Source organism: Prochlorococcus marinus subsp. marinus str. CCMP1375, from assembly GCF_000007925.1.
Lineage (GTDB): Bacteria > Cyanobacteriota > Cyanobacteriia > PCC-6307 > Cyanobiaceae > Prochlorococcus_E > Prochlorococcus_E marinus.
This window is the reverse complement of record NC_005042.1, coordinates 1-17039: the sequence shown is the minus strand read 5'-3', so window position 1 is coordinate 17039 and position 17039 is coordinate 1. Positions and strand designations below refer to the sequence as shown.

Genomic DNA, 17039 nt, shown 5'->3' with positions numbered 1-17039 from the left:
ATTTAACCTTCAGCACCTCCATAATCGGCATCTTGATCAGCTTCAGAAGAAGCCCCTCTTCTACGCTTGCTACGAGTATCGTCTCTTTCAGAAGAGTCAGAAGAACCATAACTACGATCCTCCCAACCTTGAGCGCCTGAAGCACGTTGCTCTGTATCTTGACCACCGCCGTAGCCGCCTTGACCACCACCGCCGTAGCCGCCTTGACCACCGCCGCCGTAGCCGCCTTGACCGCCACCGCCGTAGCCGCCTTGACCGCCACCGCCGTAGCCGCCTTGACCGCCACCGCCGTAGCCGCCTTGACCACCACCGCCGTAGCCGCCTTGACCACCACCGCCGTAGCCGCCTTGACCGCCACCGCCGTAGCCGCCTTGACCACCGCCGCCGTAGCCGCCTTGACCACCGCCGCCGCCATAGCCACCGCCGCCATAGCCGCCGCCGCCGCCATAACCACCGCCGCCGCCATAGCCACCACGACCGCCGCCGCCATAGCCACCGCCACGACCGCCGCCGCCGCCGCCACGAGGCTCAGCTTTATTAATTCTCAAAGGGCGACCCATCAATTCCGCACCTTGAAGAGCTTCAATAGCCGCAGCTTCTGCTGCCTCATCAGCCATTTCAATAAATGCAAAACCTCTTTTACGACCTGTGTCGCGTTCTAAAGGCAAAGAACAGTTTGCAACCTCTCCATAAGGAGCAAACAATTGAATAACATCTTCCTGCTCAGCGCGGAAGGGCAAGTTGCCAACAAAAATACTCACTTGAAAATTGGACTGAAAAATAAAATGTACCTAAAAGGCTAAAAGCCAAAAAATTAATGATTTAAAAAAAACCATTAACCAATTAATTTTAATACCTAATAGCCTTTCGAAGCAGAATGATTATTGATTTAGTGAAATAAGATCATTTCGCCACTTTTCCAACTCTTCTCGAACTCGATCAAAACCTGTTCCACCATCACTAATCCTAGCTGCTACGACTTTTTCAGGGGTTATTTTTTCATATATATCATGATCAATCAAAGTATTTATTTCTTGCCATTCCTTAAGAGTTAGGTCTTTTAGTAAAATTTTCTTCTGAATGCAAAGCCTAACAACGCGTCCAACAATTTGATATGCCTCTCGAAAAGGAATATTTTTGGACACTAGATAATCTGCAACATCAGTAGCATTAGAAAAATCGGCTTCAACTGTCTCTTTCAAACGTTCAAGAGAAAACTCTAAACCTTCCTCTAAAAGAATGGTCATTGCTTTTAAAGAATCCCTTACTGTTTTAACAGTGTCAAAAACTGCTTCTTTATCCTCTTGAAAATCTTTGTTATAAGCTAAAGGAAGGCCTTTCATCATGGTCAAGAGACTTTGCAAATGTCCAAAAACACGGCCCGTTTTACCTCTTACTAATTCAGGTACATCAGGATTCTTTTTCTGAGGCATCAAGCTACTACCTGTAGAACATCTATCAGTTAAACGTACAAAGGAGAATTCTTCTGAAGCCCATAAAATAATTTCATCAGCTAAACGACTTATATGCGTCATTATTAAAGATGCCGCAGCTGTAAATTCAACAGTAAAATCTCTATCACTAACAGCATCTAAACTATTAGAATAAATACTTGTAAAGCCTAATTGATTTGCAGTAAATGCTCTATCAATTGGTAAAGAAGTCCCTGCTAAAGCTGCAGCACCCAAAGGACATATATTTACTCTTTCTCTTACATCCGCTAAACGATTTCTATCTCTCTGTAGCATTTCAATATAAGCAAGTAGATGATGTGCTAAAGATAATGGTTGTGCTCGTTGTAAATGAGTATATCCAGGGATCAAAGTTAATAAATTTTTCTCTGCTTTTTTAAATAAAGCAACTTGTAATTTCTTTAATTCAATATCTATGTCATCAATTCTTCGACGCAACCATAATCTCAAATCTGTACCTACTTGATCATTTCGACTTCTAGCAGTATGTAATTTCTTACCAAGAGGACCAAGAATAGATATTAAACGTCTTTCCACAGACATATGAACATCTTCATCAGAAATATCAGGCTTAAAAAGACCTTGAGAAGCTTCTAAACGAATTTTTTGTAAAGCAGCCTCAAGTTGATCAGCCTCTTCAGAAGTAATTATCCCAGTTTTAGCAAGCATTCTTGCATGCGCTATAGAACCATCAAGATCTTCCTCTATAAGAAGAAAATCAAAATTAATAGAAGCATTAAAGCTTTCAATAAAAGGATTTAATCCTTCTTCAAATCTATCGCTCCAAGTTTTTTGCAAATTAAGCAATCCAATCCTTTTCTCTAATAAAGCAGTTTGTACTGGTCTTGTCAGGCAGTTGAATTATTTACATGAGGAAACTTCACTGCCTCATCGACTTTGAGAACTACCATAGACGCATCATCTTCTAAATGATGATTGTCCCCAACAAAGCTATCTAGACGTTTAAATAAATTGTCCAAGATATCCTTTGCTTTTGTAAATTTTCTAGCAGATTCATTTAACAATGAAATTAAACGTTTTTCATTAAAACGCTCTCCAGATATACCTAAGGCCTCGGTAACACCATCAGTGTAATAAAGCAAAACATCACCTGCATCAAGAGTAACTTCTCCACAAACATACTCAGCTTCTTGTTGTAACCCAATTAATAGTCCAAGAGCATCCAATCGTGTAATTTCTTTTTCCTTGGCACTCCAAAGTAATGGAGGGTTATGTGCTGCGTTAGCAAAGCGAAGTCTTCTAGATTTTGGCTCATAATCTGAATAAAAAAGAGTCACAAATCGATGAGATTGTGTCAAATCATCTAAAGCCAGTTGATTTAAATCATGAAGAATTCGATCAGGTGGCAAGCCACTTAAAACTTCTGCTCTCAACATGCCACGAAGCATGGTCATTAATAACCCCGCAGGAACACCTTTACCCATGACATCACCAACAACCAAAGCCCATCGACCACGCTCTCGACTTTTTCCCATTAGCTCTGGTCTAGTAGGCATAAAATCGTAATAATCACCTGCAACCTGGAAAGCCGGTCTACAACAAGCTGCGAGTTCTATACCTTCAATAACAGGACAGTGATCGGGTAATAATTGTGACTGAATTTCTGCTCCTATACTTAGTTGCCTATCTACACTTTCATGACTTCGAGTTTGTTGAAGCAAAAGGTGATTTTCAATAGCAACTCCTGCAAGGTCAGCTATAAATTGAAGCTGACGTCTATGGACATTACTAAATGAAAACGATCGATTCAAATCAAATACATACAACCTCCCACGTTGTTTTCCACGAGCTACCAAAGAAGTGGAAAAAATCGCAGATTGACCAATATGACTATGTATTAATTTATCCAAAGCTTTAATATGATTACCCTCATTAGCAAAAGCAACACTTTGAGCTTGTTGAAAATCTAGAATTTTGCGAATCAATACATCAAAGTTATCTTGAGGGAGAATTTGGAGCTGCTCTCTAGATATACGTCCATCAGAATGAAAAGGAATTAATAAAGCACCTTTAACACCTACTAAGCGAGAAGCAATTACAGGAATTAACTCTAAAAAAAGATCTAAATTGGTAAAGCTTCGCAAGCTAAAGCCTATCGAACTAATTAATTCTTGATTTCTACTTTGTTCAGTAGAAAGACTATCTAATAACTCTCTAACAGATTCAAAAGGCAATTCATGCTCCGGAAAACCTTGGGAAGATTCATTTCTATTTGGAATTAAAGGATTATTGCTCACTTATCTCTTAATAATTAAAAGCTAGAAAACAAGAAAAGACTGCATAAATCATGAATCTGCTAGCAAAGCTTCTACAAATTCAAAACTATTAAAAGGTCTTAAATCCCGAATTCCTTCTCCAGCACCAATAAAACGAATAGGCAAATTTGTCTGAGAAGAGACTGCGAAAGCCACACCTCCTCTAGCTGAACCATCGAGTTTAGTTATAACAACACCGGTAAGATTTGCTGATTTTGCAAATGACATTGCTTGACTCAAACCATTTTGTCCTTGGGTTGCATCTAGAACGAGTAAAGATTCAACATTAGCTTCAGGAGCCAATCGATCAATTATTTTCCGAACTTTGGTTAATTCCTCCATTAAATTATTTTTAGTTTGTAGACGACCAGCAGTATCTACTAACAATAGTTCTATCTTTTTTGACTTAGCTGCACCTATTGCATCAAAGACAATGGCTGCAGGATCTGCATTTGGAGTCTCATTCGCAACAACTGAAACGCCACTACGCTCTCCCCATACTTTTACTTGCTCCACTGCTGCAGCTCTAAAAGTATCTGCTGCTGCAATTAATGCTGAAAAACCACTTCTCAAAGCTAAATTAGCCAATTTTCCTAAAGTAGTTGTTTTACCTACACCATTTACACCTACTATTAACCAAATATTAAGACTGTTTTCAGAAGGCATTAATAAAGTTTTGCCACTATTTTTAATAGGTTGATCTACTATTTTACAAAGTTGCTCTTTAAGAAAGCGTAATCCTTCTTTTGAATCTAAAACTTCTTCATTCAAACGTTTTCTTAAAGCATTAATAATTTGATCAGTTGCATCAACTCCAACATCTGAACGCAAAAGAAGAGTTTCTAATTCATCTAATGTCTCTGGGGTAAGAGGATCATCTCCGAATTTATCAAGTAAATCTGTAACAAAACCCTTACGAGTTTTTTCCAAACCTTGTTGCAATCTAGACAGCCAATTAATCTCATCTAATGAAATATTTTCTACTTTTCTTCCTTGTGCTTCCAAGACTTTTGCTGACCAAGTAAAAGTCTTATCAAATTCTCCCAAGCTTGGTTCTTCGCTATCTAAAACTTTATTTTCGGAAGCATTTTCTTTTACATCAGACTGATCATTTGAAGTAATTGAATTATCCAGTGAACTTGCTTCAAAAGCATTAGAAAATGAATCGTTAGATTTTAGTTCTTTGCTTTCTTGAACTAAAATTGATTTCTTCTTCTCTTCTTGTTGTTTTTTAAGTTTTTCATAAGCTTCCTTAGCCCAGTCCAGACTATCTTGTTCTTCAGCATTCGACTTATCAAATAAACTGTTGTCTTTTTGTTCTTGCATATGTGTTATTGAATTGATTATTATTTGTTTATGAATAGTTAAATAGTATTATGTGAAGGAGTGCTTTGCAATCTTCTCAAAATACCATTAATCATTTTACGACCTTGTTGATCACTATAGCGATTAGCGAGATTAACAGCCTCATTACAACTAACTGCAATTGGGGTTTTAAGATTATATAAATCTATATAAGCCAACCGCAAAATATCTTGATCTATTCTAGGCAAGCGCTTTAATCTCCATCCTTCCATAACATTATCTAATGCATCATTAATAATTTGATATTTATTAATTACTAAATCAACCCTTTTCATTGCTTCATTACGAATTTGTTCTTGATCACTTAAAGTAAGCAACCTTGACAATTCAAATGTATCAGAAAGAACATTTATAATATGCTCTGACTTTTTTAAAGTATTTAATAAATATTGCCTAGTACGAGGAATATAACTTTTATCCGATTCAGGTAATTCAGTATTCAATAATTCCTCTTGGGCTAAATCTATTTGAGCAGCACAATCATCTAATTGCTCGCGCCAATAACTCAAAAGTGTATTTAAGCTCAAGCCAATCAGGTCATCTAAAGAAAGGGAAGTATAATTTTGAATATGGTCTTCTGATAATTGGCCTAATACTAAAAGAGCAACTTCTCTAGCAAGAGATCTAGATTCCATTTATTAAATATTAAATAGTTTTTAAGTTTTTTTAGTTAATGAAGATTGAGTTGATCTAGATCTAAACTGTTGTAATAAGCTAGAAAAACTAGCATTTGTACTATTATTTCTTTCATCTGGATTCACAATACCAGCTGAAATAATAGTTCTAAATGCATCCTCAACAGAAATATTTAGATCCTTGACTGAAGATTCAGGAACTAATGTGTACCAACCTGTTGTAGGGTTTGGCGCAGTTGGAATAAAAACGCTTAATAAAGGTTCGTTTAATTCAGCCTGCAAGGTCGGGCCAACCAATCCAGTAACAAAACCAACACTAAATAAACCTTCTCTGGGATATTCAACTAAAACTACTCTTCTAAATCTAGAAGCATTATCTCCTAGAAAGGTTTCTAAAAGTTGCTTAAGTGTTTTATAAACAGAACCTGCCAATGGAATTCTAGAAACTGTTCCTTCTCCAAATTCAAGAAGCCAACGACCAACAAAATTCCTTGCCATCAATCCAATCAAAAGAATCCCCAATAAAGGAACTGTTAGTCCCAAAGAAAGGTTTATCAGATCCTGCAATAATGGATTGAGCGTAATAAAAGGATTTAATTGCTTTGGAATAGACGTCAAAAAAGCCAAAACAAAACGACTGACTATCGTAGACAGCCAGATTGTTGTGGCCAATGGAATGACCACCAATAAACCTGCAATAAGGTCGTTTTTAAGATCTTGCTGAAGCCTCGTAGGTAAAGAAAGATCTTGTCTAGGAGAGGACTGGACCAAGAAGGATCAAATGCCTTTTAATTAGTTTATTCAACTAACGTTACACAATTTACTAGAATAAATGAATTTTTTAATGGAAATAAGCGAAATAACAGCCCAAAATATTTCTGAGGGTTGAATGAATCATGGCTGAAAGTCAAGATGAATTAAGCTATTCACTCAAAAGAGAAGCTGAAAAAAAGGGTTTCCAACCTGTAGGTATTGCACGAATAACAAAAAGTAAAAGAATAAAATTGAGAACTGATGCACTGGAAAGGTGGATAGAAGCAGGTCATCATGCAGACATGAATTGGATGAAAGCACCAGCAAGAATCGAAGCGGAAAAGCTTCTTTATGGGGTCAAGAGTGTACTAGTAGTAGGGCTAAACTATTTCACTATTCCGGAAAATAAAAAACCAAATCAATTGTTAATTGGTCGCTATGCTCAAGGGAATGATTATCATAAAGTCATTGAAAAAAGACTTAAAGAAATAGGTAAATGGCTTCAAACTAAAAGACCAGACTCAAAATGGAAAATCTGTGTAGATTCAAAACCTCTTCTAGAAAAAGCATGGGCTGAAGAAGCAGGCTTAGGATGGATTGGAAAAAACAGTAATCTAATTAACTCCAAACAAGGATCTTGGATGGTACTAGGTAATCTTTTATCTACAGAAGAACTAATACCTGACAAACCTTCTGAATCTCTATGTGGTAAATGTCAAAAATGCATCGAAGCATGCCCAACCAAAGCAATTGTTGAACCTTTTGTAATTGATTCAAGAAAATGTATTGCTTATCATAATATTGAAAATAGAAATAAAGACATTCCAATAGAAATTCAAAAAGCAATGGGTCTTTGGATTGCAGGATGTGACATATGTCAAGAAATATGTCCTTGGAATCAACAAAAAATTCCTATTAGTCTTGATCCAGATACGCAACCAAAAGAATGGATATTAGATTTAACAGCTAAACAAGCAAAAGAATGGGATGACAAAAATTGGCAAAAAAAGCTTAAAGGATCTTCATTAAAAAGAATTAAACCATGGATGTGGCGTAGAAATGCAAATTATATTCTTAAAAATAATAAATTTAATTCGTCAAAATAATGAAAAATTATAAAAAAATATACTGGTTAATTTGCATAATATTAAATACAAATTTATTTGTTATTAACAAACCATCGCATGCTTACATACCAAATATATATAGCCCAAATCCAAAAGTACTAATTGACACTAGCATAGGAATAGGGCTGACTGCTTCTGAATACATTAAATATGGTCAAACAAAAGAAGCAATTGGGCTTGCAAAACTAGCAATCAGTCTTAATCCAAAAGAAATAGAGCTTTGGATCATTCTCGCTAGAGCACAATTAAGTAATAATAAACTAGAAGAAGCTCTTATTTCAATTGAAAGAGCTAAAAATATTAATCCTAACATTCCAATTCTATGGTTTACAAAAGCATCAATAGAAATGCAAATGGGTGAGATTCAACTTGCAATTAATTCTATTAATAAATGCTTAAAGATAGAAAAGAAGAATTCAAATGCATATTTTTTACTAGGCAATGCAAAACTAATTCAAAAAAATCACACCGAAGCTTTAGACGCATTCACAAAAGCAACAAAAGTAAAACCAAACTTTTGGCAAGCAATAAATAATAAAGGCCTTATTTATTTTGAATTAGGGAATAAAAAACAAGCAATCCAAATATGGAGGAAAGTACTAAAAATCAAATCAGATCCAGAACCAAAGCTTGCTTTAGCAATAGCATTGTATTCTATTGAACCAGCTAACAAAGAATCAATAAAATTAGCTAAGGAAGCATTACAAGAAAATCCAAATTACTTTTCTCAAGCGCACCAAAAAGAGCAATTGTGGGGTGAAAAGCTACAAGAAGCAGGAAAAACCCTTTTCAAAAATCCGAAATTAAAAGCCGTAATAAATAAAGCTTCTGCAAATTCAAGGTTTACAAATTAAAAAGAGCAATAAAACTTGTAGTAACGAAAAAAAATTTGTACTGTGAATCATCTAAGCCTTTTGCACAGTCATAAAGTGAATGGCTAAAGAACGCTTTCAACCTATTTCGTTGCATCAGGAAATGCAACGCTCATACCTCGAATACGCTATGAGCGTAATTGTGGGTAGAGCATTACCTGATGCAAGAGACGGTCTTAAGCCAGTCCAGCGTCGGATCCTATATGCAATGCATGAATTAGGATTGACCCCTGAAAGGCCTTTTAGAAAATGTGCTCGTGTAGTTGGCGATGTTCTAGGTAAATACCACCCTCATGGAGATCAAGCTGTATATGACGCATTAGTACGGCTTGTACAAAGCTTCTCAAGCAGATATCCAGTACTAGATGGTCATGGGAATTTTGGATCTATTGATGATGATCCTCCAGCTGCAATGCGTTATACCGAAACACGTTTAGCCCCTATAGCTAATCAAGCCTTATTAAATGAAATAGACGATAAAACAGTGGATTTTAGTCAGAATTTTGATGGATCACAACAAGAGCCAGATGTACTACCAGCTCAATTACCATTTTTAGTACTTAATGGTTGCTCTGGGATTGCCGTAGGAATGGCAACAAATATTCCTCCTCACAATATCAATGAAATAATTAATGGATTAATTGCGCTAATAAAAAAACCTGAATTATCAGAAGATAAATTAATTGAAATTATTCCAGGTCCAGATTTCCCTACTGGAGGTGAAATCCTCTTAAGTAATGGAATCAAAGAAACATATTTAAAAGGAAAAGGAAGTATTCCAATGAGAGGAATAACACATATAGAAGAAATTAATCCAGGAAAAGGCAAGCATCGTAAAAAAGGTATTGTTATTACAGAGTTACCTTACCAAGTAAACAAAGCTGCATGGATTGAAAAACTCGCTGATCTTGTAAACAACTCTAAAATTGATGGAATTGCAGATATCAGAGATGAAAGTGATAGAGATGGAATGAGAATAGTTATAGAATTAAGAAGAGATATTGATCATGAAATAGTAAAAGATACTTTATATCAAAAAACAAATCTTCAAAATAACTTTAGTGCTACATTATTAGCCTTAGTAAATGGACAGCCAAAACAACTATCTTTAAAGAGATTATTAATAATTTTTCTAGAATATAGAGAATTAACGATCAGAAAAAGAACAAAAAATAAATTAAAACAGACTTTAGCAAGATTAGAAATATTAGAAGGTTTAATTAAAGCTCTTAAGAACTTAAAAAAAGTAATAAATCTAATTGAAAATGCTAAAGACTCAATTGATGCAAAAATCAAAATCATGTCTGAATTAAAATTAAATGAAAAACAATCTGAAGGAATACTTTCTATGCCATTAAGGAAGTTAACTAATCTAGAAACTCAAGGTCTCTATAATGAAGCAAATGATTTAAAAATATTAGAAAAAAATCTTCGTGAAATATTAGAAAATAGAAGCCAATTGCTTTCAGAGATGGTCAATGAATTAAAATTATTAAAAAAGAAATTTGGAAGTCAAAGAAAAACAAAGCTTGTAGAAGGAGGAGATGAATTAGTAGCAGAAAGAAATGCCAATCTAAGACCGAATGCAGAATTACAAAGAAAAAAAGCTTTTGAAAGCCTTCCAAAAGATGGATATTTGCTAATTCAAGATGATGATCAAGTTAAAATCTTACGGCCACAAATACTTACCAAACTCAATTTAACCGAAAGTTGTTTACTAGGTGAAGGACCTGTGCCAACAAGATTACTTTGGCCTATAGCAAAACAACCAAAAATTCTAGCTATTACAAATCATGGAAAAATTGCCTTATTAAAATGGGAGTTCGCTGGAAGTCAACCTGGTCAATTAAATAGATTTCTACCATCAGGTCTTGAAGGAGAAAAAATCACAAATCTTTTACCGTTATTAAATACTGAAAATTTGAGTCTTGGCTTATTGAGTACTGATGGAAGATTTAAAAGAACTAATCTAAATGAAATAATTGATATTTCTGGACGCGCAACGACAATACTAAAATTAAAAGATGGGGTTTTTCTAAAATCCGCTTTATTATGCCCATTAAATGGTCATTTATTAGTTGTGACTAATATAGGAAGAATTATCAAACTTAAAATCAATGAAGAATCAATACCATTAATGGGTAAGCTTGCCCAAGGGTCAGTGATGATAAAGCTTTTCCCGGGTGAAAATATCATTGGTGCATTAACTACAAAAGAAAAAGAAAATTGCAATATAATTTTAATATCTGAGAAAGGAACAGTTATAAAACATTCTCTAAAATCAATTAAAGAATCCTCTAAAGGGGATCTGGGTGAAATAGGAATAAGTTTTAAAGACAAAAACAATCAAAAAGATAGATTAATACAAACTTATAATGCAAAACAACTAGTGGGTATAAAAACGAATCAAGGTAAACATGGAAGAGTTAGTTCAAATCAGATCGAAAAACTAAAATTCAATGAAGAACAAAAAAAAGCATTTAACCTAGAAAAAAATGAACTATTAGAAAAAATAATTCCTTTGATTGAAGAAAATAGTTATAATTAAACTATTAAGAAGAATATTTAGATCCGACCCAAGCTAAATATTCTTCAGTAACCTTTCCAGTTACATATTCACCATTAAAGCAAGAAAGGTCAAGATTTTTCACTTGAGAACCTTTTAAAATAGATTGCTCTAAATCAGATATTTTTTGATATACCAAACCATCTGCCAATAAAGTTTCTTGTATTTGATCAATAGATTTATCATGAGCAATTAACTCCATCTTTGATGGCATATTAATACCATAAACATGAGGAAAACGTATCGGAGGCGCCGCAGAAGTAAAGGTTACTTTATTAGCTCCTGCTAATTTTGCCATTTGTACAATCTCTCGAGATGTAGTTCCACGAACTATAGAATCATCGACTAATAATACATTTTTTCCTTTAAACTCACTACTCATCGCATTAAGTTTTTGACGTACAGATTTCTTTCTTTGTGCCTGACCAGGCATAATAAAAGTCCTTCCTACATAACGATTCTTAAAAAATCCTTCTCTATACTCAAGACCTAATTGTCTTGCAACCTGCATCGCAGATGGTCTAGAAGAATCAGGAATTGGCATAACTACATCAATTTCGCCCGAAGTAATTTGTTCCTGAATTGTCTTGGCAAGATAATCTCCCATCCTTAATCTAGCTTCATATACAGAAATACCATTCATTACAGAATCTGGTCGAGCCAAATAAACATATTCAAAAGAACAAGGAAACAATTGTGGATTATCAGCACACTGTTTTGAATAAAATTCTCCTTCATTAGAAATAAAAATAGCTTCACCAGGTACAACATCTCGTACTACATCAAAATCATTATTTTCTAATACCAAAGATTCACTTGCAACAATCCATTCGGTTTTACCATTATCTAAAACTCTTTTACCTAAGACTAAAGGTCTTATTCCATATGGATCTCTAAAAGCAAGTAATCCATAACCAGCAATCATTGCAATTGCTGAATATGTACCTTCTACTCTTTTATGTAATGATGATATAGCAGAAAAAATATGTTCGGGAGATAATGAACTTCCATAATTTTCAGACTGAATTTCAGTTGCCAATACATTTAAAAGCATTTCTGTATCACTAGAGGAATTCGTATGTCTTCTATCAATACTAAAAAGTTCTTTTTCTAATTCACGCGTATTTGTCAAATTTCCATTGTGTACAAGAATAATTCCATAAGGTGCATTTACATAAAAAGGTTGTGCTTCATCTTCTCGATGTGCCTCTCCTGAAGTAGCATACCTTACATGACCAATTCCAATATTGCCGGTCAGAATTCTCATGTCTCTTGTTCTATATGCTTCTTTAACTTGACCCTTAGATTTATGTAAGTGAAAAACACTTCCTTCCATCGTTGCTATTCCTGTTGAGTCCTGCCCTCTATGCTGTAATAAAAGCAAACTATCATAAATCTTTTGATTAATTTGATTATTAGAAACTATTCCTACTATTCCACACATAATTGTCTCCTTAAATAAAATATATAATTTTGATCTTGAAGATTAGCTCACTATAGTAGAGTTTATTCTTCTTGGTATAGATCTTTCAAATTTATTTGTAATTTCATTAACTGATAAATCTATGATTTTTGTCTGATTTATGTTAATCTGAAAATATTTATTATCAGTAACTGTTCCTAAATAATTAAAAGAAATTTGTTCAGAGTTAGCAATATTAAAATTATTCAAACTATTTTTAATATTGTGAATGTTATTTGGAGAAACACTTACTAAAACTCTCGAGCCTCCTTCAGCAAACAAAAGTTTATCTAAGCGATTATCAATTTCCGGCAAATTGCATTCGATTCCTAAACCAGAACTAATACATGATTCTGCAAGTCCAATAACGAGGCCACCATCACTAATATCATGAGCAGATTTTATTAAATTATTAGCAATTGATTCTCTTAAAAATAATTGCACTAATTTTTCAAACTCTAAGTCAATTAAAGGAGGTCTTCCTGTTTTTAAGCCATAAATATTTTCTAAGTAAGAGGTTGCAGCTAAAGAAATATTTTGATTATTTAGTATAGAGGGGTCTATCGATGTACCTAATAAATAAATTTGATCTCCTTGATCTTTCCAACCTTGTCGTGTCGCAGAATTGATATCTTGGATTAAACCAATCATTCCAACAACTGGTGTTGGTTGAATCGGTTGCTTTAATCCATTTGGCAATGCAGTTTCGTTATATAGAGAGACATTACCTCCTGTAACAGGTGTTTCTAAAACTACACAAGCTTTTGATAAACCCTTACATGCCTTTGCTAATTGCCAATACCCAATTGGATCTTCAGGTGAAGAAAAATTTAAATTATCTGTAACAGCAAGAGGTTTAGCTCCTACACAACTAATATTTCGGGATGCCTCTGCTACTGCAGCAATAGCACCACGTTCTGGATCTAAAGCAACCCATCTATTAGGGCAATCAACTACTGCAGCAATTCCACGATTAGAATTTTGATTTTGATTCTCTATTTCTCTTAATCGAATCAGAGCTGCATCTCCTATACCAGGAGCAATAATTGTATTATTTTGTACTTGATAATCATATTGATTATAAATCCATCTTTTTGATGCAATTGTGGGATCATCTAATAATCTCAAGATAATTTGATTCCAATCTAAAATAGTGTTATTTTCCTTAAAATGAACTCCTTTAATTGAAACTTTAGGAAGAGATGTTTCATCCCATTTCCAATGATCTTTAATGAAGCCAGGAGGCTCTTCAAGCAATTCATGTTTATTCACAGGAGTATCTTCAGCTAAAGAATCTGCAGGTAAATTAACAACAATTTGTTTTTCATGAATAACACGAACAATATTTTCTTCTAATACTTTCCCTACCACCTTAGCTTGTAATCCCCATTTTCTAAATTTATTCATTATAAGCTCTTCTTTACCTGGTTCAACAACAAAAAGCATGCGTTCTTGTGATTCAGAAAGCAAAAATTCGTATGCTGTCATATTTTTTTCTCTTGCTGGAACTAAATCCAGATCTAGTTCAATACCAACACCACCTTTTGCAGCCATTTCAGAACAACTGCAAGTAAGACCTGCCGCTCCCATATCTTGAGCTGCGACAACATAACCTGTTTTAAAGGCTTCTAAGCATCCTTCAATAAGACCCTTTTCTAGAAAAGGGTCGCCAACTTGTACAGCAGGTCTATCATCTATAGAAGCTTGAGTAAGCTCCGAACTTGCAAAACTAGCTCCTCCCATACCATCTCTACCTGTAGTGCTACCGACATAAATAACAGGAAAATCTATTCCTTTTGCACCTGAACAAACAATCTCCTTAGTTTCCATAATGCCTAAAGCCATTGCATTTACTAAAGGATTTCCTGAATAACTTTTATCAAAAGCTACTTCACCCCCAACAGTAGGAACACCAACACAATTTCCATAATGGGCTATTCCTGAAACAACACCTTCCAATAAACCTACATTTATAGGAGTATCCAATGGACCAAATCTTAATGAATTCAGTAAAGCAATAGGACGTGCTCCCATAGTAAAAATGTCTCGCAATATGCCACCTACACCAGTAGCTGCTCCTTGAAAAGGTTCAATAGCAGAAGGATGATTATGACTTTCTATCTTAAAAGCTAATCTTTGTCCTTCACCTAAATCAACAACGCCAGCATTTTCACCAGGTCCAACTAAAATATTTTTTCCTGTTGTTGGAAAATTGGACAATAAAGAACGTGAATTACGGTAACAACAATGCTCAGACCACATAACTCCAAACATTCCTAATTCAGTTCTATTAGGAGATCTTTTTAATCGATTACAAATTTCAATATAATCAGCCTTCGTTAAACCTTCCTTTTTTAAAGCTAATTCAACATTATAATCAACTAAATAATCTTTAGATTTAATCAATCTATTAAATGAAATATCAATCATATCTAAATCCATGGATCTTCTCCATTATTAAAAACATTCTTAGATCTCTCATAATCTGATGAATTATAATATTCGTCATCATTTATTCTATTATTAGAATAATCATCAACCCAATTATCGTTAGTATTAATAGGATTATCAAATTGATTTTCGTCTAACCATCCTTCTAATCTTTCATTAGCTATATTTGAAAACTCTAAAACATTTTCTCGAATTTCTTTACTTCTTTTTAAAAAATCTTCCTTAATACTACTTTTAACTAAAGGCAATTCATCTAAAGTCTCTAACGTAGAAAAAACACAGCCAGGCTGTTGATCAATAATTTTATCTAAATCAAAACGCCATCGACTAGTTCCAGGTAATTTAGGATTACTACGCGCAACTAAATAATAAATAATATTACCTGTTTTAGTATCAAATACAAGATCAGCAATATTAGCTATTTTTTCTGATTGTTTACTCAACAAAGAAGCTTCAAGCAAAGTTGGAAATCGATTTATTGTAGCCTGATCTGATTCTGCTGGAACACCCTTAACAAATAAATCTTTATCAGTAATTGCTTTTATTTGATCTAAACGCCAAACAGATCTCTTAAGACTTAATTTAGAAGGTCTGCTTGCCCAACCTAAAAGCCGATGAACAGGAGGATACATCCAAGCCGTTGTTCCAATACCATGATCAATACCATTACTACAACGAGCATTAAGCTTCAATAGATTGCTCAATAAAAATTGACTTGGAATATTCAATTTAAGAACGAATCTGTACAGGCATAACTAAATATACAAAATTAGTTTCATCATTAGGTGTAAATATTGCTGGAGTTGTAGGAGCGTTAAACTTTAATAAAATCGTATTTGTTTCTATAATTTTTAAACCTTCTAATAAATATCTTGAATTAAAAGCAATTTGAATATCTTCAGAATCATATTTTATAGGTATAGATTCCGAACCACTACCAAGATCTTGCGCATCAGCAGAGATATTCAAAATTTGTAATTCCTTATTAGTTGAAATTTTAACCACATTGTTATGTTGCTCTGCCAAAACAGCAATACGCTCTAAAGCTGCTATAAAATATTTTTTATCTAAAACTAATTGATTACTAAATTGATCAGGAATTAATTGATTATAATTAGGGTAATTACCATCTAGTGTTCTTGTCGTTATAATTTGCCCAGAAGAAATAAAAACAAATTGACCTTGATCATAAAAACAACTTATTTCAGAATCCGATTTGCATCCAGATAGAAAACGTTCTAACTCTCTTAATGATCTAGATGGTAGAGTTACTTCTAATTTTTCAGATAAATTATTAATTTCAGGATTAGTTTCAGAAGCTATTACATTCTGAAGATCTAAAACAGCTAATCTATGACCATCTGTAGCAGCTGACTTTAAGGAATTACCTTCAAAACATAAATTAACACCTGTTAAAATCTGTTTCGCCTCATCTGTACTACTAGCAAATAAAGTAGATTTTAATGAAACAGCAAAAGAATTAGCATTAACCTTTAAAAAAGCTCCATTTTCTACCATAGGCAAATCAGGAAAATCATCAGCACTCATAGCTCTTACCTGATAATTTCCACTTTTACTCTTTAAATTAACTTGTTCACTAGAATCATCTGTTGATAAAGTTATAGAAGATTCACTAGATAATTTTGATATTATTTCTCCGAAAAGTTTTGAGGGAACTGTAATTGCTCCACTACTTTCGATAGAAGCACTAAGCGATGTTTGAATTCCTAAATTAAGATCAAATCCAGTTAAGCTTAGTTTTCCAGTTCCCGCATCAGCAGTAAGCAATACATTTGCCAATACTGGATGCGAAGGCCTAGTGGCTACAGCTCTACTAACTAGTTGAAGAGCTGTATTGAGCTCAATTTGAGAACAAACAAGTTTCATCGGTTCAACATAACTACGAAATACCAAAAAAGGAACAAAAAGTTTTCATAGCTTTAATAAAAGTTTTCTCTTCTTCTAGTAATTCTAATTTAATTATATGAAATTAATACAGTAGTAGTAGGTCTTGTGGAATCTGTGGAAATTATTCAAAAACCTTTCTGCCATCTAGCTTT

At 34.1% G+C, this 17039-nt stretch carries 13 protein-coding genes; 3 read left to right on the top strand and 10 right to left on the bottom strand.

The genetic code is table 11. The features are described from left to right. Positions 1–2: 2 nt before the first annotated feature. From PRO_RS00065 to PRO_RS00040, 6 genes are all read right to left on the bottom strand, one after another. Entirely contained in the window at positions 3–761 is a 759-nt protein-coding gene (locus tag PRO_RS00065) for an RNA recognition motif domain-containing protein (RefSeq protein ID WP_011124168.1), read from the bottom strand. A gap of 120 nt (positions 762–881) precedes the next feature. Next, entirely contained in the window at positions 882–2270 is a 1389-nt protein-coding gene (gene argH, locus PRO_RS00060; RefSeq protein ID WP_011124167.1) for an argininosuccinate lyase, read from the bottom strand. Positions 2271–2320: 50 nt separating this feature from the next. Continuing rightward, the gene (locus PRO_RS00055; RefSeq protein ID WP_225866427.1) at positions 2321–3712 is read right to left on the bottom strand and encodes a PP2C family protein-serine/threonine phosphatase; all 1392 of its coding nucleotides are present in this window, start codon (positions 3710–3712) and stop codon (positions 2321–2323) included. Positions 3713–3778: 66 nt separating this feature from the next. Then, on the bottom strand, positions 3779–5074 hold the full coding sequence (ftsY, locus tag PRO_RS00050) for a signal recognition particle-docking protein FtsY (RefSeq protein WP_011124165.1): 1296 nt from the start codon (positions 5072–5074) through the stop codon (positions 3779–3781). Positions 5075–5112: 38 nt separating this feature from the next. Continuing rightward, positions 5113–5748, bottom strand: coding sequence for a transcription antitermination factor NusB (gene nusB / locus PRO_RS00045; RefSeq protein WP_011124164.1), 636 nt, complete (start codon positions 5746–5748; stop codon positions 5113–5115). A 21-nt stretch (positions 5749–5769) separates the two neighbouring features. Next, complete coding sequence (locus PRO_RS00040; protein WP_011124163.1) at positions 5770–6519, bottom strand: DUF502 domain-containing protein; 750 nt, start codon at positions 6517–6519, stop codon at positions 5770–5772. A gap of 125 nt (positions 6520–6644) precedes the next feature. On the opposite strand from PRO_RS00040, the gene queG reads away from it, so the two are divergent. The 3 genes from queG (at position 6645) to PRO_RS00025 (ending at position 11048) form a co-directional block, all read left to right on the top strand. Next, positions 6645–7607, top strand: a complete 963-nt coding sequence (gene queG / locus PRO_RS00035; RefSeq protein ID WP_011124162.1) for a tRNA epoxyqueuosine(34) reductase QueG — start codon at positions 6645–6647, stop codon at positions 7605–7607. After that, positions 7607–8482 carry a tetratricopeptide repeat protein gene (locus tag PRO_RS00030; RefSeq protein WP_011124161.1) on the top strand — a complete coding sequence of 292 codons (876 nt, stop codon included), beginning with the start codon at positions 7607–7609 and terminating at the stop codon, positions 8480–8482. Before queG ends, PRO_RS00030 begins: the two co-directional genes overlap by 1 nt. A gap of 79 nt (positions 8483–8561) precedes the next feature. Beyond that, entirely contained in the window at positions 8562–11048 is a 2487-nt protein-coding gene (locus PRO_RS00025) for a DNA gyrase/topoisomerase IV subunit A (RefSeq protein WP_011124160.1), read from the top strand. Between the two features lie 4 nt (positions 11049–11052). Here the strand turns inward: PRO_RS00025 and purF are convergent, their stop codons facing one another. From purF to dnaN, 4 genes are read right to left on the bottom strand one after another with little or no spacing between them, the layout of a single operon-like run. Beyond that, positions 11053–12510 (bottom strand): amidophosphoribosyltransferase, encoded by a 1458-nt coding sequence (gene purF, locus PRO_RS00020; RefSeq protein WP_011124159.1) that lies wholly within the window; start codon positions 12508–12510, stop codon positions 11053–11055. A gap of 42 nt (positions 12511–12552) precedes the next feature. Next, on the bottom strand, positions 12553–14958 hold the full coding sequence (gene purL, locus PRO_RS00015; RefSeq protein ID WP_011124158.1) for a phosphoribosylformylglycinamidine synthase subunit PurL: 2406 nt from the start codon (positions 14956–14958) through the stop codon (positions 12553–12555). Between the two features lie 2 nt (positions 14959–14960). Beyond that, positions 14961–15683, bottom strand: coding sequence for a PRC-barrel domain containing protein (locus tag PRO_RS00010; protein ID WP_164923190.1), 723 nt, complete (start codon positions 15681–15683; stop codon positions 14961–14963). A 25-nt stretch (positions 15684–15708) separates the two neighbouring features. Then, on the bottom strand, positions 15709–16866 hold the full coding sequence (dnaN, locus tag PRO_RS00005) for a DNA polymerase III subunit beta (protein ID WP_011124156.1): 1158 nt from the start codon (positions 16864–16866) through the stop codon (positions 15709–15711). Between the last annotated feature and the right edge of the window lie 173 nt (positions 16867–17039).